21 protein-coding genes are annotated in these 25,491 nt (G+C 73.1%); 13 read left to right on the forward strand and 8 right to left on the reverse strand.

From position 1 onward, the window contains the following. Positions 1-3 precede the first annotated feature (3 nt). The 3 genes from ftsA to dnaJ all read left to right on the forward strand — a co-directional run bounded on the left by ftsA (position 4) and on the right by dnaJ (position 4,077). Positions 4-1,326, forward strand: a complete 1,323-nt coding sequence (gene ftsA / locus WMF27_RS08440; protein ID WP_437769431.1) for a cell division protein FtsA — start codon at positions 4-6, stop codon at positions 1,324-1,326. Between the two features lie 245 nt (positions 1,327-1,571). Beyond that, complete coding sequence (gene ftsZ / locus WMF27_RS08445; protein WP_437769430.1) at positions 1,572-2,840, forward strand: cell division protein FtsZ; 1,269 nt, start codon at positions 1,572-1,574, stop codon at positions 2,838-2,840. 151 nt (positions 2,841-2,991) lie between these two features. Next, complete coding sequence (gene dnaJ / locus WMF27_RS08450) at positions 2,992-4,077, forward strand: molecular chaperone DnaJ (protein ID WP_437769429.1); 1,086 nt, start codon at positions 2,992-2,994, stop codon at positions 4,075-4,077. A gap of 61 nt (positions 4,078-4,138) precedes the next feature. Here dnaJ and WMF27_RS08455 read toward each other — a convergent pair whose 3' ends face one another. From WMF27_RS08455 to WMF27_RS08475, 5 genes are all read right to left on the reverse strand, one after another. Continuing rightward, positions 4,139-5,305 (reverse strand): PrsW family intramembrane metalloprotease, encoded by a 1,167-nt coding sequence (locus WMF27_RS08455; protein ID WP_437769428.1) that lies wholly within the window; start codon positions 5,303-5,305, stop codon positions 4,139-4,141. A gap of 40 nt (positions 5,306-5,345) precedes the next feature. Further along, complete coding sequence (locus tag WMF27_RS08460) at positions 5,346-6,200, reverse strand: hypothetical protein (protein ID WP_437769427.1); 855 nt, start codon at positions 6,198-6,200, stop codon at positions 5,346-5,348. Then, positions 6,197-6,436 carry a DNA gyrase inhibitor YacG gene (locus WMF27_RS08465; protein ID WP_437769426.1) on the reverse strand — a complete coding sequence of 80 codons (240 nt, stop codon included), beginning with the start codon at positions 6,434-6,436 and terminating at the stop codon, positions 6,197-6,199. The genes WMF27_RS08460 and WMF27_RS08465 overlap by 4 nt, the downstream gene beginning before the upstream one ends. A 148-nt stretch (positions 6,437-6,584) precedes the next feature. Then, positions 6,585-8,006, reverse strand: a complete 1,422-nt coding sequence (locus WMF27_RS08470) for a trypsin-like peptidase domain-containing protein (protein WP_437769425.1) — start codon at positions 8,004-8,006, stop codon at positions 6,585-6,587. A 126-nt stretch (positions 8,007-8,132) separates the two neighbouring features. Beyond that, entirely contained in the window at positions 8,133-9,131 is a 999-nt protein-coding gene (locus tag WMF27_RS08475) for a hypothetical protein (protein WP_437769424.1), read from the reverse strand. A gap of 122 nt (positions 9,132-9,253) precedes the next feature. On the opposite strand from WMF27_RS08475, the gene tsaB reads away from it, so the two are divergent. The 5 genes from tsaB to recO all read left to right on the forward strand — a co-directional run bounded on the left by tsaB (position 9,254) and on the right by recO (position 13,326). Further along, entirely contained in the window at positions 9,254-10,075 is an 822-nt protein-coding gene (tsaB, locus tag WMF27_RS08480) for a tRNA (adenosine(37)-N6)-threonylcarbamoyltransferase complex dimerization subunit type 1 TsaB (protein WP_437769423.1), read from the forward strand. Then, positions 10,072-10,917 (forward strand): Crp/Fnr family transcriptional regulator, encoded by an 846-nt coding sequence (locus WMF27_RS08485; protein WP_437769422.1) that lies wholly within the window; start codon positions 10,072-10,074, stop codon positions 10,915-10,917. Before tsaB ends, WMF27_RS08485 begins: the two co-directional genes overlap by 4 nt. 217 nt (positions 10,918-11,134) lie before the next feature. After that, positions 11,135-12,004 (forward strand): tetratricopeptide repeat protein, encoded by an 870-nt coding sequence (locus WMF27_RS08490; RefSeq protein ID WP_437769421.1) that lies wholly within the window; start codon positions 11,135-11,137, stop codon positions 12,002-12,004. 108 nt (positions 12,005-12,112) lie between these two features. Continuing rightward, the gene (locus tag WMF27_RS08495; protein WP_437769420.1) at positions 12,113-12,547 is read left to right on the forward strand and encodes a helix-turn-helix domain-containing protein; all 435 of its coding nucleotides are present in this window, start codon (positions 12,113-12,115) and stop codon (positions 12,545-12,547) included. Between the two features lie 59 nt (positions 12,548-12,606). Further along, the gene (recO, locus tag WMF27_RS08500; RefSeq protein ID WP_437769419.1) at positions 12,607-13,326 is read left to right on the forward strand and encodes a DNA repair protein RecO; all 720 of its coding nucleotides are present in this window, start codon (positions 12,607-12,609) and stop codon (positions 13,324-13,326) included. Between the two features lie 27 nt (positions 13,327-13,353). Here recO and WMF27_RS08505 read toward each other — a convergent pair whose 3' ends face one another. Next, positions 13,354-14,526, reverse strand: coding sequence for a hypothetical protein (locus WMF27_RS08505; protein ID WP_437769418.1), 1,173 nt, complete (start codon positions 14,524-14,526; stop codon positions 13,354-13,356). A gap of 265 nt (positions 14,527-14,791) precedes the next feature. Here WMF27_RS08505 and WMF27_RS08510 point away from each other — a divergent pair, with 265 nt between their 5' ends. Next, positions 14,792-15,211, forward strand: a complete 420-nt coding sequence (locus WMF27_RS08510; protein WP_437769417.1) for a hypothetical protein — start codon at positions 14,792-14,794, stop codon at positions 15,209-15,211. Positions 15,212-15,286: 75 nt separating this feature from the next. Next, a complete protein-coding gene (hemH, locus tag WMF27_RS08515) occupies positions 15,287-16,189 on the forward strand; it encodes a ferrochelatase (protein ID WP_437769416.1) in 903 nt (300 codons plus the stop codon). A gap of 16 nt (positions 16,190-16,205) precedes the next feature. On the opposite strand, the gene WMF27_RS08520 is transcribed toward hemH, so the two are convergent. Then, on the reverse strand, positions 16,206-17,021 hold the full coding sequence (locus WMF27_RS08520) for an SDR family oxidoreductase (RefSeq protein WP_437769415.1): 816 nt from the start codon (positions 17,019-17,021) through the stop codon (positions 16,206-16,208). 299 nt (positions 17,022-17,320) lie between these two features. Between WMF27_RS08520 and WMF27_RS08525 the strand changes: the two genes are divergently transcribed. Further along, complete coding sequence (locus tag WMF27_RS08525; protein WP_437769414.1) at positions 17,321-20,137, forward strand: tetratricopeptide repeat protein; 2,817 nt, start codon at positions 17,321-17,323, stop codon at positions 20,135-20,137. 1,187 nt (positions 20,138-21,324) lie between these two features. Here WMF27_RS08525 and WMF27_RS08530 read toward each other — a convergent pair. Next, a complete protein-coding gene (locus tag WMF27_RS08530) occupies positions 21,325-22,707 on the reverse strand; it encodes a sigma-54-dependent transcriptional regulator (RefSeq protein ID WP_437769413.1) in 1,383 nt (460 codons plus the stop codon). Positions 22,708-22,896: 189 nt separating this feature from the next. Between WMF27_RS08530 and WMF27_RS08535 the strand changes: the two genes are divergently transcribed. Together WMF27_RS08535 and WMF27_RS08540 are read left to right on the forward strand one after the other, a co-directional pair. Beyond that, a complete protein-coding gene (locus tag WMF27_RS08535; protein WP_437769412.1) occupies positions 22,897-24,027 on the forward strand; it encodes a hypothetical protein in 1,131 nt (376 codons plus the stop codon). Between the two features lie 30 nt (positions 24,028-24,057). After that, positions 24,058-25,455 (forward strand): metallopeptidase family protein, encoded by a 1,398-nt coding sequence (locus tag WMF27_RS08540; RefSeq protein WP_437769411.1) that lies wholly within the window; start codon positions 24,058-24,060, stop codon positions 25,453-25,455. The last annotated feature ends 36 nt before the right edge of the window (positions 25,456-25,491 follow it).

The following is a 25,491-nucleotide window of genomic DNA, read 5'->3' on the forward strand; positions in this document are numbered from 1 at the left end:
GCAATGAAGAGCCGGATGGAGACTACTGAGATCGTCGTCGGACTCGACATCGGGACGACCAAGGTCTCGGCGGTCGTTGGCGAGATCGACGCTGATGGGATCACCATCCTCGGGGTGGGCAACGTCCCGTGCCGCGGCCTGCGGAAGGGCGTGGTGAGCAACATCGACTGGACGGTGCGCTCGATCTCCGAGGCGATCGAGGCCGCCCAGACGATGGCGGGCGTCGAGATCCGCACCGTGTATGCCGGCGTCGCGGGCAGCCACATCCGCTGCCAGCAGTCCGACGGTGTCGCCGCGGTCTCGGGCGGCGAGGTCACGCGGCTGGACGTCGAGCGCGTCCTCGAGGGCGCGCGGGCCATCCCTGTCGACGCCGATCGTCAGATCCTGCACGTCCTGCCGCGCGAGTTCACGGTCGACAACCAGGACGGCATCCGCGACCCGGTCGGGATGAGCGGCGTCCGGCTCGGCGTGAAGGTGAACCTGATCACGGCCGCGACCTCGTGCGTGCAGAACGTCGTCCGCTGCGCGGAGCGCTGCGGCCTCACCGTGGCCGACGTGGTACTGGAGCCGCTCGCCAGCGCCGAGGCGGTGCTCTCCGAGGACGAGAAGGAGATCGGCGTCGCCATCATCGACATCGGCGGCGGTACGACGGACCTGCTCCTCTACGTGGACGGCGGAATCGCGCATGCCAGCGTGATCCCGGCGGGCGGCAACAACGTGACGGCCGACATCGCCGCCGGGCTGCGCACGCCGATGGGCGAGGCCGAGCGCCTGAAGCGCAACGCCGGCTGCGCCCTGGGCCGGATGGTGGGCGACGAGGAGGAGATCGAGGTCCCCGGCGTCGGCGGGCACATGCCGCGCAAGGCGGCGCGCCGCGTCCTGTCGGACATCATCGAGCCGCGCGTCGAGGAGATCTTCGCGGTCATCCGCAAGCGGATCGAGGACACAGGGATGCTCGAGCAGCTCTCGGCCGGCGCGGTGGTCACCGGCGGCGGCGTCCTCATGGAAGGGATGACAGAGTTCGCCGAGGAGATCCTCGGGATGCCCGTGCGCCTCGGCGTGCCGGTCGGCGTGCGAGGCATCACGCAGCTCGTGGCCGGCCCGCAGTACGCGACGGGCGTGGGCCTCGTTCAGTACGGCGCCAACGCACTCGCGCAGGCGCGCGGGCTCACGCCGGTGACGCTCGACGTCGGCCACGCCGGACGCGCGGAGATCCGTCGCGAGAAGCTCCGCGAGCGCGAGTCGCGTCGAGATGTCGTCGAAGAAATGTCGATTGAAAAGAGGTCGAGCGGGAGGTTCTGGAACTGGCTTCGAGCAGCATTCTAGGCATGACGTGGCAAGAGAAAGTTGTTAGAGAATTGGGTTTGAGAGGATCCGATAGCGCACTGGCGATCCCTCTTGAACGCGAGGTCAAGAGGGTTTGAAGCGCGGTGTTCGAAGGGGAAGAGGCGCCCCTCCGAATGCCGTCCGGAGCGAGGACGTCCTCGCGCACTGAGGGTTCCGCGCCGCTCGACCTCCGTAGGGGTCGGCGCCGGGCCGAGCGGCTAGCTGTACTTCCCCGGGAGGAGTTCATGAGTTTCTCCATCGAGTTTGCCGACGAGCACACCGGGTACGACGCCCGGATCAAGGTCATCGGTTGTGGCGGTTCTGGCGGCAATGCAGTCAACACGATGATCAACTTCGGCCTCGAGGGCGTGGAGTTCATCGTCGTCAACACCGACGCCCAGGCGCTCGGATCGAGCCTCGCCCCGACCAAGCTCCACATCGGGGCGAGCGTCACGCGCGGTCTCGGCGCGGGCGCCGATCCCGAGAAGGGCCGCAAGGCGGCGCTCGAGGACGTGACGCGCGTCAAGGAGTGCATCCAGGGCGCCGACATGGTGTTCGTCACCGCGGGGATGGGCGGCGGTACGGGCACGGGCGCCGCGCCGGTCATCGCGCAGCTCGCGCGCGAGGAGGGCTGCCTCACCGTCGGCGTCGTGACGAAGCCGTTCTTCTTCGAGGGCAAGCAGCGCTCGCGCCGCGCCGAGCTCGGGCTCGCGATGCTCGCGGAGCACGTCGACACGCTCATCACGATCCCGAACCAGAAGCTCCTCTCGCTGGGCGACGAGGACCTCTCGTTCGTCGAGGCGTTCCGCAAGGCGGACGAGGTGCTCTATCAGGCGATCAAGGGCATCAGCGATCTCATCACGCAGAACGGGATCGTGAACGTCGACTTCGCGGACGTGAAGACGGTGATGTCGAACATGGGCCGCGCGCTCATGGGCACCGGCTGCGCGAAGGGGCAGGGCCGCGCTCGCCTCGCCGCCGAGATGGCCGTCAGCTCGCCGCTGCTCGACGACATCTCGGTCGAGGGCGCGACCGGCGTGCTCATCAACATCGTCGGCGGCCCCGACATGCGGATGCGCGAGATCGAGGAGGCCGCGACGCTCGTGCAGGAGCAGGCGCACGAGGACGCGAACATCATCTTCGGCGCGACCATCGACGAGAACATGGGCGAGATGATCAAGGTCACGGTCATCGCGACCGGCTTCGACCACCTCGTCGCCGAGGTCCCGCAGCAGCTCGCGAGCGCCGCGCAGTCGCGCGCCACCGCGCACTCCATCGGAGCGTCGCTGGCCGCGGCGGCCGGGCCGATGTCGGGCCGCTCCGCCCCGAGCGCTCCTCCCATGCCCATGACGCAGCGCCAGCCGCACCGGCACGAGGAGGTCGCGTATCCGACCACCCGCCGGCCCGCGCCGCAGGTCCAGGCGGCAGGCGGCAGCCCGCGCGACCGCGCGAGCTTCGTCCCCCCGCTCGACTCCGACTGGGACACGCCTGCGTTCCAGCGCCGGGGCCAGTAGCAGCGCCGCAGCCCGCGCGGCAGAGCTCCCGGTGCTCAGCCACCGCGGGCGTTCACGCTGTATTACGCGTTGACAGGCGCGCACGACGACTTATGGTCAGCCGGCGCCTGTGCCCGCTGTCGGGCAGGATCGACGCGGCGGTCCACGATTCATGAGTGAAAAGCGCGACTTCTACGAAGTTCTTGGCCTCGCGCGAGACGCGACGCCTGACGACATTCGCAAGGCCTATCGTCAGGCTGCGTTGAAGAACCATCCGGACCGGAACCCCGGCGATGCGTCGGCGGAGGCCCGCTTCAAAGAGGCCACCGAGGCGTACCAGGTCCTCTCCGATGAGGAGAAGCGCAGCCGGTACGACCAGTTCGGGCACGCCGGCCTCGAGGGGATCGGCGGCGCGGCCGACGGCGACATCTTCTCCCACTTCCAGGACATCTTCTCGGAGTTCTTCGGCGGCTTCGGCGGCGGGCAGCGCCGGCGGCGCGGGCCCGCGCGCGGCCAGGACATCCGGGTCCAGCAGCGGCTCTCGCTGCGGGACGCCTTGCTCGGCTGCAAGCGGGAGGTCGTCCTGCGGACGCCGGTGGCGTGCGACGACTGCTCCGGCTCGGGGGCGAAGCCAGGGACGAAACGCAAGCCGTGCGGTACGTGCGGCGGCGCCGGGCAGGTCTCGACCTCGCGCGGGTTCGTGATGTTCACCCAGACGTGCCCTGAATGCTCGGGCGAGGGGTCGGTCATCAAGACGCCGTGCGCCACCTGCAAGGGGTTCGGCGCGGTCGAGAAGACGCGGAAGGTCGTCGTCAATTTCCCGGCCGGCATCGACGGCGGCCAGCGGCTCAGGGTGCCGGGCCAGGGCATGCCGGGCGCCCAGGGCGCGCCGCCCGGCGATCTGTACGTCGACGTCGATCTCGCCGCGGACGAGCGCTTCGAGCGCGACGGGCTCGACCTCATCACGCGGGCGCCCATCTCCTTCGCCGACGCGGCGCTCGGCAGCACGGTCAAGATCGACCTGCCGGACGACACGGTCGTCGACGTCGAGGTCCCGGCGGGCGTGCAGCCCGGCGAGGTGATCTCGGTCAAGGGCAAGGGCGCGCCCCGGATCGACGGTCGCGGCCGCGGAGCGCTCCAGGTGGTCATCCAGGTCGAGGTGCCGCGGAACCTGTCGCCCGCAGCGCAGGAGCTGCTCCGCAGGTTCCAGGACGAGGTGGCCAAGCACCAGCCGGCGGCGAAGGCGGCGACCGCGTAACGGCGCGGACGCCCGGCGAGCTGGCAGGGTTTCTGGCGCCGGGCGCGAGCCTGCGCCGCGCTCAGCGCGTCGTGCCGATCCAGGCGCCCGCGCACGCGAGGCTGAAGGCGATGGGGGCGAGCGCGGCCGCGAACACGACCGCGACGGGGGCCGCGAGGCCGAGCAGCACCAGAGAGCCCAGGATGGCGAGCGCCGCCGAGGCGGCCGGCTCAAGGACGCTGCCCGTCGACGAGGCCCGGGCGACGAGATAGCCAGCCAAGGGGAAAGCGGCGATCGCCGCTGCGACGAGCAAGAGGAGCGGCGCCGCCGCGGCGGCCGAGGCGTCGCCCCGGTCCACCGCCGCGAAGTCGACGCCGAAGCGGTGGCCGAGCGCGATCGCGATCGCGAGCGCGGTCGTCATCACCCCGACCGTGACGAGCGCGCCGAAGGCGATCCACGTGAGCGTCACCGGTCGCTCGGTGCGCCTGAGCGCCTCACGCAACGTTCCGAGCGACGGCGGAGCGATGCGCGGAAGGAAGCGGCGCTCCTTGCGCTGCGAGCCGTGCGGCGACGCGCCTCGGCGGAGCAGGTCGCGGGCGGCGACGAAGGTCACGAGGCCGGCGCCGAGGAGCACCGGCGCCGCGATGACGAGCGCGACCGGGCGGCACGCAAAGACGATGTAGTCGTAGGCGCCGTTGAGCACCATCGCGCCGAGCCACGCGGCGTTGAAGCGACGGCCGCCCAGCGGCCGCGTGCGCTCGCGGCCCAGCGCGTAGCCCCAGAGCGAGGCGAAGAAGAGGTGCGCCGGCACGGCGAGGAGGGCCCGCGCGATGTCGAGCGGCTCCAGCGGCCGGCCCCACAGGTACACCGCGTTGTGGGCCGACACGAACCCGAGCGCCGCGGCGGCCGCGTACACGAGCCCATCGAACGGCTCCTCCACGGCGCGCAGCCGCGCGATCGGCGCGACGGCCGCCACCTTGAGGCCCTGCTCCAGCGGCGCCGTGACCACGAAGATGTAGACGAGCGTGACGGCGTCGAGCGCGCTGGCGGATTTGTCGAGGCCTTGCCAGCGCTGGAGGAACGTCTCGATGAGCAGCGCCGGCACGAACGCGAGCGCGCCGAGCAGCGCCGTCCCCACCGCGAACCGGCGCCTCCCATAGAGGCGCTGCGACCAGACGAGGAGCGCGGCCAGCCCTCCGAGCGGCGCTGCGACGGTGGCGAGCCAGAGGAGCGCGGCGGCGGCGTTCATGGGCGCGAGGGGCGGGGCGGCGGAGCTGGCTTCGCTGCGGCTAGAAGTGGAGCCCGGCGACCGCGGTCAGGGCGAGCGCCGAGCCCACGCTGGAGCCCTCGGCCGCGAGCAGATCGGCCTTGGCTTGCTGAGGCGCGGCGGCTCCGCCCTTGATCCCTTCGATCGCGGCCGAGGAGAGCCCCGGCCTGGTCAGCGCCAGGAGCTCCCAGCTCGCGTTCGCGCCGATCGAGAAGACCGGCGACAGGTAGAGGTCGAGCCCACCGGAGACCCTTCCGTAGAAGCCGCGGATCGCGATGGCGTCGGCCGCGCCGCTCACCGCGCTCTTGACGCTGCCGAGGCCGGCGTAGCCGAAGCCCAGATCGACGTGCGGATCGAGCTTCCCGAGCGGCAGGTGCATGCCGACCTCGCCGCCCAGGGTGAAGAGCTGCCAGTCGCTGAAGAACCCGACCCGTCCGCGGGCGCCCAGCGTGAAGTACAGGAGCCGGACGCCGGCCCCCGCGCCGATGACGCCCCCGTTGGCCGCGCTCGAAACGAAGCCGGCCGTGAAGTCGTCCTCGTCGATGTTGAACGTCTGGAGGCCGACGTTCTCGTAGCCTCCCTCGACGTTCAGCCAGACGATCTCGAGGCCGCGCCCCGAGTCCCGCTCCTTGGCCTCGTCGAGGCGCTGCTCCGTGCCGTCGGGGGCGGCGGGCTCCGGCTCGGGCGTCGTCATCGGCGGGGGCGGCGCCAGGCCTCCGGCCTGCATCGATGGATCGTACGGGTTCGGCTGCGCGGCCGCGGCGCCGGCGCTCGGCGAGGTCCCCGGGAGCGGCTGCCCCTGCTGTGCCAGGGCCGCGGACGTGATGGAGGCCGACGTGAGAACGGTGAGCAAGCAAAGCGCGCGACGAGCGATCATTCGTCCTCTTCCTGGATGTTCCCGTCGAGCCCGTCGGTTCGTGCCTTCGCTTCCAGGGCCTCGGCGTCCCCTGTCGATGAAACGGGCGGGCCAGGCACCCGGTAGCCACCGTCGAGCCAGCGGCCGAGGTCCACCAGCTTGCACTGGGGCGAGCAGAACGGAAAGGCCGGGTTCTCGGGCCTGGGCCCCGCCGACTTGCGGCAAATCGGGCACCTCGCGCCTGCCAAAGCTCCCATGCGGCGTAACGTAGCAGCGTCCATTGCGGGCATGTAGCCCGCGCTCGGTGAGCCGTGGGCCCGCGCTCGGCGGGCGTGTGGCCAGCGCTCGGCGCGTGTGTCGCCCGCGCTCGGCGCGCTGGACCGAGGTCGCTGGAGCGACGCCCGCTCAGCGCGCCGGGACCGTGAGGTAGCGGGGCGCCCCGTGGCGCCGTACCCGCAACAGGAGATCCTGGCGTGCCGCCCCCAGGCGCGCGGTCAGGTCGGCGCCGCCCCGCACCGGCGCGCCGTTCAGGTCGAGCACCACGTCGCCCACCTCGAGGCGGCCAGCCGCAGGGCTCCGAGGCGCGATCGACTCGATGCGCGCTCCTCCCAGGGCGTCGCTCGCCAGCACGCCGAACGGCGGCTGCTGGGCGTCCCTCGGCGCGCGATCTTCCTGCGCGCGCCAGCTCGACGACGGCTCGCCGGGGGCCGACGGATCGAGCTTCATCGTCGCGCGCCGGTCGACGCCGTCGCGCTTGTAGATCAGCTCCACCTCGTCTCCCGGCTTGGCTCGCCGGAGCATGCGCGCGAGCTCGCGCGCGTGCTCGACGCGGCGCCCCTCGACCGACGTGATCACGTCGCCCGGCCTGAAGCCCAGCCGCGATCCGGGGCCCTCCGGCTCGACCTCCGTGATCAGCGCGCCCATCCGCCCCGGCAGCCGGAGCACCCGCGCGAGCTGCGAGGTCACCTCCTGGAAGCTGATCCCGATGCGCCCCCGGTCCACGCGGCCCGTCTCCCGCAGCTCGGGCAGGATCTCGAGCACCTCGTCGATCGGCAGGGCGAAGCTGATGCCGCGGCCATCGGCGTGGATCGCCGTCGCGATGCCGATCACCTGCCCCGTGGCGTCGAAGAGCGGCCCGCCGCTGTTTCCCGGGTTGATGGCGGCGTCGGTCTGGAGGAAGCCGTCGAGGTTCCCCGTGCCCATGGGCCTCGACGTCGCGCTGATGATGCCCCGGGTCACCGTCGGTCCGAGCCCGAACGGGCTCCCGATCACGATGACGCCGTCGCCAGGCCGGACCGGCGCGCTCGATCCGAGGGAGGCGACCCGCAGCGACCCCGCTCCGAGCAGCTTCAACAGCGCCACGTCGAGCGTCGGATCCCGCCCGACCACGGTCGCCTCGAAGGCGCGCTCGTCCGAGAGCTGCACCTCGATGCCGAACGCGTCGCCGATCACGTGATCGCTCGTCAGCACGAGCCCTTCTTCGGCGATCACGAACCCGGATCCGATCGCCCGCTCCACCCGCTGCACACGGTCCCCGAACGGGAGCGCCGGGCCCGCGCGCCCGTCTGGAAACGAGGGCGCGCGCAGGGTGGTGATGGTCACCACCGCCGGCCGCACCTGCTCGATGAGCGCAGGCAGGGTCATCGCGCCGCGGGCGGCCGGCGGCTCGGGCGGCGATTCCGCGCGCAGGACCGAGCACGGCGCGCTCGCCGCGCCGCGGTGCGATGGCGGGGGCGAGAGCGCGGCTGCCCGGTCGTCGCAGGCAGCGAGCGGCGCGGTCCCGAGGAACCCGACACACGCCCATGCGGCAGCGCGGAGCCGTCCCACGGGCCGGACGTAGAGCCTCGAGGCGCGACCGCAAGCGCGCAAGGACCGGCCGCTGGAGAGCGCTCCGCGCCGCGGCCGAGCTGCTCCGTGGGCCGGACGAGGCGGCGCACGCGGCCCGCTGGCCGCTCAGCCAGGAGGCGCGCCTCGCGCGGCCTCCGTGCGCACCACCTGGACGACGACCTCCACCAGGCGACCGCCGGGCTGGACGAACGACGCCTTGCCGCGCCCCCCTTCGAAGCGCCACGCCAGATCGGCAGGGGCGCCTGTCTCCCCCGCGCCTTCGCCGACGCGGACGACGGCGCTCACCTCCAGCGTCTGCTTCCCTGCCGTCACGGCGCCCCGCGCCACCGCGAACGTCCCGCCGCCGAGCAGCGCGAGCGTCCGCTTCGCCAGGTTGCTCAGGTGTCGCGCGGGCTCTTCCCCTCCGGGCTCCGGACGCCACGTCGCGATGTGCCCGGCGTCGTCGATGTCGATCACGAAGCGCGCCTTCCCCGCGCTTCCGGGCGGGAGCGTCGCCCAGATCGGATCCGCCTGGCACGCGGGCGGGATGGCCCTCGTGAAGGCGCGCCCGAGGTTGCGCACAGCGCTGACGCCGGCCGCCCCGAAGTCGCCCTCGCCGTCCTCTCCGGCGCCGGCGCTCGCCCGCGCGGCGGCGGAGCGCGCCGGTGCGCCGGCTTCCCCGTTCGCCGCGGGCTCCCGGCGTCGCTCTGCGGGCCGGGGCGTCGCCTTGGGCCGGGGCGTCGCCTTCGGCCGAGGCGTTGCCTGGCCGCGCGGCGCGGCCGCCACGGGCGGCGCCGGCGCGCCGCTGGCCTCTGCAGGGCGCTCTGCAGGCGCCGTGGGCCGGCTGGCATCGGCCGGAGCGCGCGCCGCTGGCATGCTCGTCGGCTCGCCGCGCTCGCCGGCCTCGTCGCGCCCGCCGCGAGCGTCGCTCGGGCGCGCCGCGCCGCCGCTGCCCGGCAGCGCGGCCGTGAGCCCGGTCCAGAGATCGATCGGCTCGCGCTCCGCCGCTGGCTCGGCGGGATCGCTGGCGGGCACCTCCGGCCCGAGCCGCGCCGAGCTCCACGCGCCCAGATGGACGATCGCCGATACGAGGAGCGCCGGCACCATCGCTCGTTGATCGCGCATCGGCTCGCACCCCCTTCGGTCCCGTCGGACGCGCCGCGGCCCCAGCGCCTCGCCGAAGCTCGTTGCCCTTGGCCCGAGGTTCTGCCAGACAGCATCGCGGCTGCAACGTTCCCGAGCGCGCCTTGAAGCTCCTCGCCCTCTCGACCTCGACCCCGCGCGGCAGCGCCGCCCTCTTCGACGCAGCGGACGTGGACCTGCACGCCGAGGCGGCGGCGTCGCGGGGCGGCGCGCTCTCCACCGCCGGCCTCGCCGCGGCGCCGGCGGCCGGCGCGCGGCTGCTCGCGGCGACGACCTACGCCGACCTGCACGGGCACGCAGAGCGCATCTTCGGAGCCGTCGACGAGGTCCTCGCTGCGGCAGGCCTACCGGCCGCGGCGGTGCAGGCGCTCGGCTGCGACGTGGGGCCCGGCTCGTTCACCGGGGTCCGGGTGGCGGTCGCGGCGGCCAAGGGCGTCGCGCTGGCGCTGGACGTCCCGGTCGCCGGCGTCACCTCGCTCGAGGCGATGGCCGCCGCCGCCTTCGCCGCCGGCGCGGCGAGCCCCGGCGATCTCCTGGTCCCGCTGATCGACGCCAAGAAGGGCGAGGTCTTCCTGGCCGCCTTCGACGGGCCCGCGGCGGCGCCTTCGCTCCCCCCGCGCCACCTGCCGCGCGACGCGGCGTTCGACGTCGTGGCCGAGCTCGCCGCGGGGCGCCGCATCGTCGTCGTCGGCGCCGTCGCCGAGGAGATCGAGGCGCTCCGGCCGCTCGCCGCGCGGGGCGACGCCCTGGATTTCCCGGACGCGACGTGGATCGGGCGCCTCGCGATCGATCGGCTCCGGGCGGCCGCCGCGGGCGGCGAGCGCGGGGCAGCGGCGGCTCTGCATGATCCGGCGCTCCTGGAGCCGCTCTATGTGCGCGCGCCGGACGCGAAGCCGGCCGAGCTGGGATACACTCCGCCCCGATGATCAGCTCGCCTGAAGGGGACGGCGTCGCACCCGACGCGGAGCGCGAGGCCTCGAGCCCCAGCGACGCGGAGCGCGCTCCGCCGCCCGCCGCGGCAGCGGAGCCTGCTCGCTCTCCGTCCGTCCCCGCCGCGCCGCGCGACGAGCCCGCCCTGTCCGCCCCCGTGGAGTCGGCCGAGCCGGGGCCCGATCCCGAGCGGCTCCGCGCCCGGTTCGGCCGCCCGTTCGAGGCCGGCGACGTCATCTTCCGCGAGGGCGAGCCCGGGACCGAGGCGTACCTCCTCGAGGAAGGGCGCGTCCGGCTCATCAAGAAGGTCCGCGGCGCCGAGCGCAGCCTGATGGTCCTGAAGCCCGGCGATCTGTTCGGCGAATCCGCGCTCCTCGGCGGCGCGGCGCGCTCGTCGACGGCGATCGCGCTCTCCCGCGGGGTCGCGCTCGCGCTCGATCAGGGCACGCTGCAGAACCTCGTCGAGCGCAACCCGGCCGTCGCGATGCGCATCATCAAGCAGCTCGTCGGTCGGCTCCGCGACGCGGAGGACCAGATCGAGATCATGATGCTCACCGACACGCAGTCGAAGGTCGTGAACGCGCTCCTCAAGCTCGCGCAGCAGTCGCGCGCCACCGGCGGCGCCGCCTCGAACGGCGCCTCGTTCGCGATCTCGCCGATGGAGCTGTCCACCCGCGTCGGCCTCGACGTCGACACGGTGAAGCGCGCCGTCCAGCAGCTCCGGGAGGGCCAGTACCTGCGCATCGCCGACGAGCGCCTCGAGATCCCCGATATCGAAGCGCTGCGGAGGCTGTTCGGCCTGCTGGGTCTCAAGGACGAGATCCGGGGCGAACAGTGATGAGCAGGAACCGCCTACGCCACCATCCTACGCCGACCTGACACCTGCTGGAAGCCGAATCGGGATCCCGAGAACGCGCCGCGTCTTCCCGTGGAGATTCGCAGGTTGACGTGACAAGCGGCCTGGTTTACTCAGGGTTCCCCGCAGGGCAGGCGAAGTCCCGTCCTGACAATGTGCCGCGCCCCGGCATCGTTCGGCAGCGGATTCAAGATCGCACATGACCTCGCAGCGACACAGGACAGCAGCGACCCGCGCGGGGTGCATCCGCGGCGCGGCTGCTGTCATGTCGATGGGGTCGCTGTTCTCGTTGATGTCCGTTGCGCCGCTCGCGCTCGCGTCGTGCGGCGGCGGCGCGCAGCCCTCGGCGCAGACGAGCGACGCGCGGTCGCTCGCGGAATATGATCTCGCGCGCGACTCGTTCCAGCGCGGCCGCCTGCGCGAGGCGCTGGCGCACGTCGAGCAGGCGCTCTCGCACGACGAGGACAACGCCGAGGCGTCCTATCTCGGCGCCTTGATCCTGCTCGGCTTCTGCGCGGGTGATGCTCACTCCAGCGACTGCCGCTTCGACAGCGCCGAGAAGATGGCGCGGCGGGCCCTCGAGGCGAACCCGGAGATGCGGGACGCGAAGAACGCGCTGGGCGTCATCCTCGTGCATCAGCGGCGCTACGACGAGGCGATCGCGGTGCTCAAGCCGCTGACCGAGGACATCCTGTACGCCTCGCCGGAGAAGTCGTGGGGCAACCTGGGCTGGGCGTACCTGCTCAAGGGCAGGAACGACGAGGCGATCGACGCGCTACGCCGCGCGGTCGCCGCGCAGCCGCTCTTCTGCGTGGGGCAGTACCGGCTCGGCCTCGCCTATGAGAAGCGAGGCGAGCTCGATCTGGCGCGCGAGGCGCTGACGAGGGCGGTCGAGACCGACCAGCCGGAGTGCACTCGGCTGCAGGACGCGTTCGACGCGCGCGCCCGCATCGCCGAGAAGAGAGGGCTCGTGGACGACGCCCGCGCCGATCTCGAGCGGTGCCGGGAGATCAACGCGACGACGCCCGTGGGGCAGCGCTGCGCTGCACAGTTACAGACCTTGCAATAGGGCCTCGGCGCGCCGCTCTCCGAGAAGTACCGCGGGGTGCGCTAGGGGGTTGAGCAACGGTTCTCAGGGTGAGTAGAGTGACGACCGAATGACGATGGGTGGAATGGGATGGAGTCGATCGGACGCTACCTGAGACGCACGCGTGAGGCCCGAGCCATGAGCGTGGAGGAAGTCGCCCGCGCCACGCGCATCCCGGTGATCTCCATCGAACGAATCGAGGCAGATCATTTCGACGACCTGCCCGGCGAGGTGTTCGTCCGGGGGTTCTTGAAGGCGTACGCTCGCGCGGTCTCGCTCCCGATGGAGGAGGTGTTGGCCCGATACACGGCGAGCCGCCGGATCGCGCTGGTCACACCGCTGCCCATCGCGGCGCCCGCGCGCCGCACCCAGAGCAGGCGCTTCGGGGTCGCGATCGCGTTCGTGTTGCTGCTCATCCTCTTCACGCTGGCGCTCAGCATCGTGCTCAGGCCCCGCGGCCACGACATGCCGCCGGAGCTGTCGGAGGGCACGTTCACGAGGGCTCGTATCTCCCTCTCGTCCTGAGGGCCAAATTTTCGCCGGGCGCTCGCGCGCGGTTCGCGCCATAACCGCCGGTACCTGCCATGCCTCGATCGGTTCGCCCGCGGACGGAGCGCCTCCGGACCGGTGCGCTTCTGGTCCGGCGTGTACCTTTCGGTGAAGCCGACCTCCTGGTCGGGCTCTTCACCGAGCAGGGGGGGCTCATCTCTGCCACGGCGCGCGGCGCGCGCCGCTCGACCAAGCGCTTCCCGGCGCTCGAGCCGATGCACCTGCTCCGCGTGACCCTGGAGATCCGTCCGGGCGCGGAGCTCGCCCAGCTCACGGAAGCGGCGATCGAGCGCCCGCGGCTGCGCCTCGCGGGGGAGCTCGGGCGCCTCGAGGTGGCCGGGCGCGCGCTGCGCTGGGTGCGGGAGATCGCGCCGGCGCACACCGCCGAGCAGGCGGCGTGGCGCGAGCTGAACCAGCTGCTCGACCGCCTCGACGAGGTGTCCACGGCCCCTCCCCAGGCGCTGCTCGCGGAGACCGGCCTGCGCCTGCTCGTCGCTTTCGGCTGGGGCCTCGAGCTCACGCAGTGCGTCCGTTGCGGGCGCGCCTGCGACACGACGCAGTCGGCCTGTGCCGATCCTGCGCGCGGCGGCCTCGTCTGCCGGGCCTGCGGCGGCGGACCTGTCGTGCTGCGGCCGGAGCCGAGGGAGCGGCTGCTGGCAGCGATGCTCGGCGGCGCGCCGATCCCGGAAGACGACGTCCCGCTCGCGCTCGACCTCGTCGAGGGCGCGCTCACCGCGCACGCGAGCGGGAGCTAGAGCGGCGGTGATTCTAGCGGTTCGGGGTCACGCCACGGCTCGCCAGAAGCGGGTCATCGCGCGCGGTGCTTCGGGCGGCCCCTCGATCTCCACGTAGGGCCGGCCGGGCGCGGCGCGAGGGAACGAGAAGCTCCCGGTGTTCGCGTAGCCGTCGCCGAGCGCCTCGCGGTGCGTGTGGCCGAAGACGACCAGCTTCGCGCCGGTCGTCCTCGCGACGCGGCCGGCGCTCTCGGCCAGGCGCTCGGCGACCGTGCCGGCGTAGCGGTTGTGTCCGCTCGCCCAGCTCGCGCCCATCAGCAGCGCGCCGAGCCCGAGCGCCGCGGCGCCGGTCCCCCGCGCGCCGAGCCCGAGCGCCGCGATCCCGGCGCCCATCGACAGCGTCGCGATCACGCGATCGAAGTACAGCCGCGTGAACGTGCGCGCCGCGCTCTCCAGGGTCGGCGTGGCCCCGAGCCCGACGAGCGCGTCTGCCATCGCGCGCGGCACCCCGAGCTCGTGCGCGAAGCGCTCCATGGCCGCGGCGCCCACCGTGGTTTCGCCTCCCGCGCGGTAGAGCGGGCCGCTCTTCAGCATCGCGCCGATCGCCGCGTGGAAGTAGCGGTAGATGACGTAGGGCGCGCGAGGGCCGTACCAGGTGAACGCCGAGAGGAACAAGCTCAGCGGCGTCTGATCGTTCGCCTGCAGGTAGCGGTGCGCGCCGGTCGGCGCGATGAACTCCTCGACGAAGTGAACGCCGAGGCTGCGCTCGCCGACCACGAGCGGGTGAGCCGGGGCGTTGTCCGGATCGTACAGGTGGCCGTGCTCCAGATGGATCGCCCCCTCGCGGAAGAACCAGGGCGTCGTGCGGATCCGCGACCGGGGCCCGCCGGTCACCTCGAGCGCCTCCGCCAGCGCCACGGGGAAGTCGGGCGCCCCGACCTCGGCGTCGTGATTGCCACCCGCCAGCCAGAGCTCGCCGCCGCGGTCGAGGTGCTCGGCGAGCGCCGCCCGCGCGATCGGGTGCGCGAGCAGCGCCTCGCGCAGCGCACGCGGCCGGGGCATCCAGGGCGACTCGGAGGAGAGATCGAACAGATCGCCCGCGACCACGATGCGTGCCCCCCGGTGGGCCTCCACGAACCGGGCAAGATCGGCGGTCACGTCGCGCGGCGTCTGGCGCACGAGATGGAGATCGGCGAGCACGACCGTGCGGCGCTGCGTCATAACCTTCCTTATCCACCACGTCCGTCCGGGCGCTGCAACTCGCCGCCAGCCACGCGATCTCGGCTGGTGGCCATGTGGAGGAGGGCCGCCCACCGGGCTCAGCGCTCGTCTGTCCCATCCGTCACGGCCGCGTCGCGGCCCGATGTCGCCGCCGGGACGCGGCGCTTCGTCGCTTCATCGCTTCATCGCTTCATCACCGTTACCGTTGCCGCGCGGCCCTGGCACGGGCTCGACGCCTGCGCCGCTGCGTCCCATGCAAGCGGGCATGGAAGGCTCGGCGCGGACGCGACCCTCGGCCCAGCGGGCGAACGGTGGACTGCTCCCAGAGATCCGCCGTGCCCTGACGGGCAAGGACATCGAGGCCCTCTCGCAGATCTACGCAGAAGACGCCGTGATCGAGGAGGTGAGCAGCCGCGATCCGCCGGCCCACCCCAGCGTCACCAGCGGGAGGCCCGCGATCCTGGAGCGGCTCAAGAACGACCTCTTCCGCGATCCGATCTCGGGCTGGGAGCGCCAGCTCGACTCGACGGAGATCCTGGACGGAATCGAGACCGACGAGGGGCTGGCGTACACGGAGGTGCGCGTCTACGTGGCGGGCGATCGGGTCGTCGCGCAGCACCTGGCCCGCAAGAAGAACGGCCTCATCGGCCACGATCGCGTCGTCGTCGCCTGGGACGCGGACTGAGCCAGCGCCAGCGAGCGGCGTCGCCCTCACGCGCCGGCGAGGGCTGCCCGCGCGGCGCCGATGTAGAGTAGCGACGTGACCACCGCCGTCCTCCTCACCTGCCACGGCACCGTCGAGCGGCTCGACGATCTGCCCGCATTCGTCACCAACATCCGCCGCGGCAGGCCGGCCCCGCCGGAGGTGATCGACGAGGTCCGCCGCCGCTTCCAGGCGATCGGCGGCTCGCCGCTCATGCGCATCACGCAGGCCCAGGCGGACGCGCTCGCCGCGAGGCTCGGTCTCCCGGTCGCCATCGCCGGGCGCCTCTGGCACCCGTACCCGGCCGAGGTGCTCGGCGCGCTCCACCGCAGCGGCGTGAGGCGCGTCGTCTCGCTGCCGCTCGCGCCGCAGTCCGTCGACGTCTACCACGCCGTCGTCCGCGACGCGGCCGCCGAGCAAGGCGGCATGGAGGTCCGGTGCGTGCCCGCGTGGGGGCTCGAGCCGGCGCTGATCGACGCCTTCGTCGAGGTGATCGACGAGGCGCTCGCGCGCGTCCCCGAGGAGGGCCGGGCGAAGGCGGCGGTGATCCTCTCGGCCCACAGCCTCCCGCAGCGGATCATCGCCGCCGGAGATCCGTACGAGCGCCAGTTCCGCGCGATGGCCGCCGAGGTGGAGCGCCGCATCGCCGCCCGCGGGAACCCGGTGCTCGTCGCCTTCCAGAGCCAGGGCATGACCGGCGACGCCTGGCTCGGTCCGGATCTGCGGTCGACGTTCGACGGCCTCGCCGCGCGCGGCGTGCGGGAGGCGCTGATCGCGCCGATCGGCTTCGTCGCGGATCACGTCGAGACCCTCTACGATCTCGACGTGGAGGCGCAGGTCCTCGCCCGTGAGGCGGGCCTCGCGCGGCTCTCCCGGGCGCCGGCCGTGAACACGCGGCCGCGCTTCATCGACGCCCTGGAGGCGCTCGTCCGGCGCGAGCTCGCGCAGGCCGCGCCGTAGGCGGCGCCGCGCCGGCTCAGCGCTCGCTGACGCGGCGCTTGCGCGGGAGCCTCGACACCGTCGCGCGGAGGAGCCCCGGGGCGTGCCTCGAGAGCGACACCCCGAGCTTGCCGTGGGCGGTGACGATCACCTCGGCGCGCCGCGCGGCGATGCCGTCCAGGATCTGTCGCGCCGCCGTCTGCGCCGGCATGACGAGCCAGCCCGGCACGGGATCCGGGGTGCCCTCGTGCAGGTTGCCCGCGTTGTCGATCTGGCGGATCTCGCTCGCCACGTACCCCGGCGCGACGTGCGTGACCGCGACGCCCTCGGCGTGGAGCTCCGCGCGCAGCGTCTCGGCGAGGGCGCGCACCGCGAACTTGCTCATCGTGTAGGCGCCCACCGCGGGCATCGCGAGGTAGCCGCAGACGCTGCCGACGAGCGCGACGCCCCCGCGCGATCGCCTGAGCTCCGGCAGCGCGGCCTTCACGGTGCGCAGCGCGCCGAACACGTTGGTCTCGAACTGCCGGCGGAAATCGTCGAGCGCGAGCTCCTCGACGCGCCCCGCCACGCCGAACCCGGCGTTCGCGATGGCGATGTCGAGCCGCCCGAACGCATCGCTCGCCTGCGCGACGGCGCGCTCCACGTCGCCGTCGCGCGTGACGTCGCACGGGGTCGCGAGCGCCTCGCCGCCGGACCGCCGGATCTCCGTCGCGAGCGCCTCGATCCGCTGGGCCCGCCGCGCCGCGAGGACGACCCGGCCGCCGCGCCGGGCGACCTCCCGGGCGAGGGCCTCGCCGATCCCCGACGACGCGCCCGTGATGAGAACGACCCGCCCGGCGAGCTTGCTTGCCATGGACGCCCGCATACCACGATCGCGGGAGCGCGCGCCCTGGCGCGCCCTCCCGCGCTCGCGCATGCTCGGCCTTTCGCCGTTCGGTCGCGCCGGCGGCGTCGGTTACGATGGCCTGACCCGGCTCGACCGGGCGCCGCGTCTCGGCGTAGGTTTGCGTTCGTTTCGCGTAAATTCGCGTAGATTTGCGTAGGTTTGCGTTCGTTTTGCGTAGGTTGCGTTCGTTTGCGTAGGTTTGCGTTCGTTTGCGTGCGGTCGTGCACGATTGACGAACGGTCGCGCACGGTTGCGCACGGGGTGACATGCGAAGCCACTCGATCCGCCGCTCTCTTGCCGCTCTCCTCGTCGCCGCTGCCTGCGCGGCCCCCGCTCCCGCCTCCGGCGAGCCGCCCCCCTCGCTTTCGCGCGCGGAGGCGCTCCTCGCGCAGGGCGACTACGCGGAGGCCGAGAAGGTCATCCTCGGCCTCCAGGGCGGGAAGGAGCGCGCCGCGGCGCTGCTCGCGAAGGCGCGGATCGAGCTGCTCACGGGCCGCTACGACGACGCGGCGAGGACGGCGAAGGCCGCCGCCGCGCTCGGCAAGGAGGCGCGGATCGCCGCCGCGCCGCTCCGGGCCCAGGCGCTCGCGCGCCGCGGGAAGATGGCCGAGGCGATCGCGGCGGTGCGCGAGGTCGAGCGGGAGGACGAGGCCCGCCGCGCGCGGCTCGTGCTCGGCGAGCTCCTGATCGCGTCGGGCAAGCGGGGCGAGGCGCGCGCGCCGCTGATGACGATCATCGACGACTACAACGACGACAAGATCACCGCGAGCGACGCGGAGGGGCTGTCGCTCGTCGGGCGCGCGGCGCACCTGCTCCGGAGCGCGCGCGACGCGAACGACGCGTTCAACGCGGCCGAGAAGGTCGGCGGCAAGCAGCGGGTCGAGACGTTGCTCTGGCGGGCCGAGCTGTTCCTCGACAAGTACGACCCCGGCCACGCCGGGCAGGTCGTGAAGGAGGCGCTCAAGCTCGCGCCGAAGGATCCGCTTTGCCGCGTCGCCATGGCGCGCATCAAGCTCGAGAGCGCGATGGACTTCGGCGGCGCCGACAGCGAGGTCGCGCAGGCGCTCTCCGTGAATCCAAACCTCGCCGAGGCCTATTTCGTCCGCGCCGGGCTCGCGCTCCGCGACATGGACATCGACGCCGCGGACGCCGCGGCCGACCGCGGGCTCAAGGTGAACCCGAACGACCTCGCGCTGCTCTCGATCAAGGCGGCGGGCCGCTTCCTCGCCGACGACGCGGCCGGCTTCGAGGCCATCAAGGCGAAGGTGCTCGGCTTGAACCCCGAGTTCTCGCGGTTCTTCCAGATCGTCGGCGAGTTCGCGGAGTGGGAGCATCGCTACGACGACATCGTCAAGATGATGGGGGAGGCGACGCAGGTCGATCCGGACGACGCGAAGGCGCACGCCACGCTCGGCCTGAACCTGATCCGCGCCGGCGACGAGAAGAGCGGCGTGCTCTCGCTCCAGAAGGCGTGGGACAAGGACCGCTTCAACGTGCGGGTCTTCAACACGCTGAACCTCTACGAGAAGGACATCGCGGCGCAGTACGTGACCGTGGAGGGGCAGACGTTCCGCGTCCGCTACCACAAGCAGGAGCGCGCGATCCTCGAGCGGTACGTGCCGCGCATGCTCGAGGAGGCCTGGGGCTCGATGGTGAAGCGGTACGGCTTCACGCCGAAGGTCCCGGTCTCGATCGAGCTCTACGCGTCGACGGAGAACTTCAGCGTCAGGACGAGCGGCCTGCCCAACGTGGGCATCCAGGGCGTCTGCTTCGGCCAGACGCTCGCGGCGTTGAGCCCGGCGGCGGGGGAGTTCAACTGGGGGAACGTGCTGTGGCACGAGCTCGGGCACGTCTTCGCGATCCAGATGTCGAAGAACCACGTCCCGCGCTGGTTCACCGAGGGGCTCAGCGAGTACGAGACGATCGTGCGGCGGCCCGAGTGGCACCGCGAGGAGGATCCGGCGCTGTTCGCCGCCCTGAAGGGCGGGAGGATCCCTGCGGTCGACGGGTTCAACCGGGCGTTCACGCACGTCGACAACATCGAGGACGTGACGATGGCTTACTTCGCGGCGAGCCAGATCGTCGTCTTCATGGCGGGCGAGTTCGGCTTCCCGAAGGTGGTCTCGATGCTGCCCCGGTGGGCCGCGGGCAAGCGGACGCAGGAGGTGGTGAAGGAGTCGCTCGGGATCGGCGCGGAGGAGCTCGACCGGCGCTTCCGCGCGTGGCTGAAGCCCCGCCTCGAGCGCTACGAGAAGCAGTACGTCCCGGATCTGCATGCGCCGCCGCTCGACGAGGCGCGCAAGGCGGCGGCGCGCGCCCCGAAGGACGCGAAGCGGCTCGTCGAGCTCGCGCTCGCGCTGTTCGAGGACGGGCAGCGCCAGGAGGGCGAGGCGGTGCTCGCCGAGGCGCTCCGGGTCGACCCGAAGCAGCCCGACGCGACCTACCTCAAGGTGCGGGCGGCCTTCGCCGAGAAGAAGCCCGACGAGGCGGCGAGGCTCTTGAGCAAGATGATCGCCGACGGTCACGACGGCTACGTCGTGCGGATGAAGCTCGCCGATCTCGCCGAGCTGAAGAAGGACGCGGCGAAGATGAAGGCGAACCTCGAGGCGGCGTCGCGCCACGATCCCACGCAGGCCGAGCCGCTCCAGGGGCTCTACGACCTCGCGCGCCGGCAGAAGGACGCGGCGGGCGAGCTCTCGGCGCTGCGCCGGCTCGCGCTCCTCGATCAGCACGATCGCCGTGTCTGGCGGCGGCTGCTCCGGCTGCTCGTGGAGCGCGGCGCGTGGGAGGAGGCGCGCAAGGTCGGCGAGGGCGCGATCTTCGTCGACGTGGCGAACCCGGAGATCCACCGGCTCTATGCGCGGGCGCTGGCGCGCACGGGGCGGCACGTGTCGGCGATCTACGAGCTGAACAGCGCGCTCCTGTCCGGGTCGAAGCCGGGGGACGCGGCGGAGATCTACGGGGAGCTCGGCAAGGCGTACGCGAAGATGAAGCGGGACGACTACGCGAAGCAGGCGCTCGAGTACCAGAAGGCGATGAAGGGCGCGTCGCCGCCTGCGCCGCGGGCGATGCCGGATTATTGAGGCTCGGGGCTCGGGGCTCCGGACTCGGGGCTCGGGGTTCGGGGCTCGGGGCTCGGGGCTCCGGGCTCGGGGCAAGGTGTGAGCGGGAGGGGAGGGCGGAGATCCCGGCTGCACGCGCCGGAGGGGGTCTCCGCGCGGCAGGGCGCGGGTGGGCGCTCGGCCATCCGCCGAGGCGGGAGCGCGGAGCTTGCGCATGGACCACCACCCGGCATGTCTCCCTTCGGGCCATGCCACCTGGGACGTTTCGTCGCGCGCCACACAAGGCGCGCCTGAGACGCGGAGCCCGCTGGGACCGTATGGCACCTCGGTCGGTGCTCGCCGCGCCCACCCGCGCCCTGCCGCGCGGAGACCCCCTCCGGCGCTCGCGTGGTGCCAGGTCAAAAGCGCCGCGCGCTGGGTGAAGATGCGCGGTTCCGCCCGCCGGCGAACCGGAAACGGTCCGGGGGAGGCAGCTGGGAGCCCTCAGCGAACCGGAAACGGTTCGGAGGAAGCAGCTGGGAGCCACCGGCGGACCGGAAGCGGTTCGGAGGAAGCAGCTGGGAGCCACCGGCGGACCGGAAGCGGTTCGGAGGAAGCAGCTGGGAGCCCTCGGCGGACCGGAAGCGGTTCGGAGGAGGCAGCTGGGAGCCACCGGCGGACCGGAAGCGGTTCGGAGGAGGCAGCTGGGAGCCACCGGCGGACCGGAAGCGGTTCGGAGGAGGCAGCTGGGAGCCACCGGCGGACCGGAAGCGGTTCGGAGGAGGCAGCTGGGAGCCACCGGCGGACCGGAAGCGGTTCGGAGGAAGCGGCCGGGAGCCGCTGTTGGACCGGACATGGTCGCCAGTGCCTCCTCCTCGATCGCACAGCCGTGCCCTCAACGGCCCCGGCCAAGCGTCTCACCGCCATCTCGCCGGACATCCATACCCGTAGCGCCGAGGGGAGGGTCTGCGCGGCGGCCGCGGGTGGGCGCGGCGAGCACCGACCGAGGTGCCATAAGGTCCCAGCAGGCTCCACGTCTCAGGCGCGCCTTGTGTGGCGCGCGACGAAACGTCCCAGGTGGCATGGCCCGAAGGGAGACATGCCGGGCGGTGTTCTCAGCGCAAGCTCCGCGCTCCCGCCTCGGCGGATGGCCGAGCGCCCACCCGCGGCCGCCGCGCAGACCCTCCCCTCGGCGCGGCCCCCCGGGAAGGACCGCCTCCCTCGGCGCCCTACTCCTCCTCCGCCTCGCCCTTGTCCCCCCGCAGCCCGAGCGCCTTGAACTTCTTGTACAGGTGGCTCCGCTCGAGCCCGAGCCCCCGGGCCGTCGCGGCCATCTGCCCTCCGTGATGGCCGAGCGCCTCCTCCAGGATCGCCCGCTCCGCCTCCTCCGCGAGCACCCGGAACGGCACCCCCGGCCGGAAGAGCCCGCCCTTCGTCGCGGCCTGCGGCCCTCCGAGGCAGACCTTCACGTCGCCCTCGTCGATCGTCTCGTCGGGCGTCAGGATCACCAGCCGCTCGATGATGTTGCGCAGCTCCCGCACGTTCCCCGGGAAGCTGTAGGCGACCAGCATGCCCATCCCGCCGTCCGTGAACGCCATCCCGGGCCGATCGTTCGCCTGCGTCGCGAGCGCGAGGAAATGCCGCGCGAGCAGCGGCACGTCCTCGCGCCGCGCGCGGAGCGGCGGCAGCGACAGCGGCAGCACGTTCAGCCGATCGTGGAGATCCGGCCGGAACTGCCCCTCCCGGCACGCCGCCTCGATGTCGCGGTTCGTCGCCGCCACCACGCGCACGTCGACCTTGATCGTCTCGTGCCCGCCCACCCGCTCGATCTCCCGCTCCTGGAGCACCCTGAGCAGCTTCGCCTGCATCGCGAGCGGCATGTCCCCGACCTCGTCGAGGAACAGCGTCCCGCCGCTCGCGCGCTCGAACTTGCCCCGCCGCTGCTTCGTCGCGCCCGTGAACGCGCCGGCCTCGTGCCCGAACATCTCGCTCTCGATGAGCTCGCTCGGGACCGCGGCGCAGTTCATCTTCTCGAGCGGACCGCGCGCCCGCTTCGACGCGCCGTGGATCGCGCGCGCGACGAGCTCCTTGCCGGTGCCGCGCTCGCCCGTCACGAAGACGGTCGCGGTCGCCCTCGCCGCGCGCGCGATCTGCTCGCGCAGGTCGAGCATCGCCCGGCTCGCTCCGATGAGCTCGCCGACCTGGCCGGTCTGCGTCCGCAGCGCCTTCGCCTCGGCCTCGGCGCGGACGAGGCGCAGGGTGTTCTCGAGCACGAGCAGCAGCCGATCGGTCGAGAGCGGCTTCTCCAGGAAATCGATCGCCCCGAGCCGCGTCGCGCGGACGGCGGCGTCGACCGTCGCGTGGCCGCTCATCATCACGACGGGCAGCTCCGAGCCGGCAACGCGGATCCGCTGGAGCAGCTCCACGCCGTCACCGTCGGGCAGCGAGACGTCGAAGAGCGCGATGTCGTAGCTCCGCTTCGCGAGCTTCTCCTCTGCGACCCCGACCCCGCCGGCGACGTCGACCGTGTAGCCCTCGAGCGTCAGCGCCTTCTGGAGGGTCGTCAAGATCGCCCGCTCGTCGTCGAGCACCAGCACATGTCCGCGCGGCATGTCTGCCACCGTAGCGCGGAACCGCCGCTTCCGCGGCGCCGCGCTCCGGCGGGGCGCGCCGACGCCGGAAGCGCGGCGCTGCGGAAGCGGCAGCGGAAGCGGGACCAGCGGCGCCTGCCCCGCTTCCGCGCCGCCGCGCGTGGAGAAAGGGGGATCCGGCTTGCGCGCGCTATGGTAGCTTGGCCCAGGATGTCTCCCGACGGTCTCGCGACGGCGGAAGGAGATCTGGAGCGGACGCCGTTCGCTCATCTTTTCGTCTATGCCGTCGAGCATCGGCTGACCGGCGCGCTCATCCTGGTGGAGCCCACGGGCGCCGAGCACACGCTGCGGATCGTCCGGGGGAACCCCGTGAAGATCCGCCCGAGCGACGGGTACGCCCGGCTCGGGGAGATCCTGCTCGAAGAGGGGGTGATCACCGCCGAGATCCTGGCGGAGGCGCTCGCGACAAGGGGCCTCCTGGGGGACGTGCTGCTGCTGTCGGGGTGCGTCGACGCCGCGACCATCGACTGGCTCGCCCAGGTCCAGTTCGTGCGGCGGATGGTGCGCCTGTTCGATCTGCCCCCGGAGACGAAGTACCGCTACTTCGACGGCCTCGACGCGCTGGCCGAGTGGGGGGGAGATCCCGCGAAGGTCGATCCCCTCGCGCTCCTCTGGGCGGGGCTGCGCGAGCACGGCGAGCGCTCGACGCGCCTCCAGCGGACCCTGGAGCGGATCGGGGCCGTGCCCCTCCGCCTGCACCCCGCCCTCGAGCCCGGCCGCTTCGGCTTCCGCGAGGGCGAGCGCGCGGTGATCGAGGCGCTGGAGAGCTCCACGACCACGCTCGCCGCGCTCCTCCGATCCGGGGTCGCGCCGGAGCCGACCGTGCGCAAGCTCATCTACGCCCTGGCGATCACCCGCTACCTCGATTTCGGGACAGGCGTGCCCGTGGGCGCGGAGCTCTCGTCGAGCGTGCCGCCCGCCAGCGCGGCGAGCCTGTCGCTCGGGCGCGTGCAGCTGCGCGCGACCGTCCATCGCGTGGGCGCGGCCGCGCCGGATCCGGCCGGCGACGGGGAGCGCGCGCCGGTGCTCGGTCCCCGTCGCCGCCGAGATCGCCTTTCCTCGGAGCCGTCGCCCATCTCGACCGTCGCCGGCGCGTCACCGCTCAGCGGAGGCTCGCTCTCCGCGGCGGTGGCCGCCGAGCTCGCCAGCGCCGCCGGCCTCGACGTCGGCCGCGGGGCGAGCGCGCCGTCCGAGGCCGACAGGGATCGCGAACCGTGGGGATCGCTCGCTCCGACCGACGAGGGCGCCGTCGGCGGTCCGCCGCGTCCCGACGACCCCTGAGGCGAGCCACCCGCTATATAGGCCGCCGCGATGCCTGCGCCCGCGCGACGCCTGCTCCCCGCTCAGGTCCACCTCCCCTCCGGCGGCGTGGCGCGCCTGTCGGACGCCGCCGCGCGCGCTCGCGCTTCGTCCGTCTTCGGCGCTCCCGCGGGCCGCGGCGGCGCCGAGCGCGCATCCATCGGCAGGTGCGCGCTCGACGTGCAGGTCCTCGCGGGCCCGTCGGTCCTGGCCGACGCGCGCGGCGCGCCGCTGGATCCTCTCGGCCTCCCGCTCACCGACGCCCATGTCCTGCGCGCGCTCCTCGCGTCCGCCGGCATCGTGCCCGAGGAGCCAGGCGCCTACACCTGCGAGAACTGCAGCGCTCCGTTCGAGGTCGCTCCGTCGGGCCTGCTGGAGATCGGGCCGTTCACCGACGGCGAGCTCGACGATCCCGAGCTCGATCGCCCGTTCGACTTCGGCGTGTCGCACCCGATCCCGGCGCTGCGCGTGGGTCGCGCCGTCTGCCGCGCCGTGCGGCTCGTGGAGCGCACCGTCGAGGAGGCGATGCCGCTCCTCCGCCTGCCCGGAAACGGCGTCCTGCGCGTCACGCCGTCGCTGGTGGTGGCCATGGGGATCGCGGCGCTCGGCCGCGAGCGCCGCGCGCCGGTGATCGCCGACGCGCTCGCCGGCGCTCCCGACGAGGCGTGGGCGGCGATCGTCGACCTCTACCACGAGGCGCGCTACCCGGCGCGGCTCCTCGCCGCTTACCGCTGCCAGGGCTGCGGCGCCCGCAACGATCTCGACGTGCCGCTCGAGCGGGAGCTCGCGCGCGCCCCGCTGCGCGCTGCTGGAGTGGACGGAGCGGACGAGGACGCGCTCGGGGAGCCCCGCTCGACGAGGGCAGGGGCGAGGGCTCGGGCGAGCGCCTCGAGCGCCTTTCCGGATCTCGACGGCTTCGAGGCGCGCGTCCGCGCCGCGGCCGGGCGCATCTACGAGGCCCGCGGCGTGCGGAACATCGATCTCTTCATCGACGCAGGCGTGCCGGCCTGCGACGACGGAGGCGAGCCGCTGCTCGGCTGCTACACGCCCGGGACACCCGCGGATGCGCTCGGGATCGCCCATCCTCCGGAGATCCGGATCTTCTATCGGACGTTCCGGTTGGAAGCCCGCGAGGATCCCGGCTTCGACATCGACGCGGAGATCGAGGAGACGATCGACCACGAGGTGAACCATCACCTGCACCATCTGGCGGGCAGCGATCCGCTCGACGACGAGGAGCGCGAGCAGATCGCGCGCGAGGAGCTGCGCCGGGTGGGCCACGCCGAGGCGGTGCGGCGCGCCCGGCGCGGCGCCCTGTCGGACCTCGCCGGCTTCGTGCGCGCGACGTGGCCGGCCTGGCTGATCGCGGCCGTCGGAACGGCCCTCGCGTGGTGCGCAGGCGGGCGCTGACGTCCAGCGCCGCGGGCGGCGAGCGCGACCGTGCGC

Origin of the sequence: Sorangium sp. So ce281 (assembly GCF_051527395.1) — a bacterium.
GTDB lineage: Bacteria > Myxococcota_A > Polyangia > Polyangiales > Polyangiaceae > Sorangium > Sorangium cellulosum_B.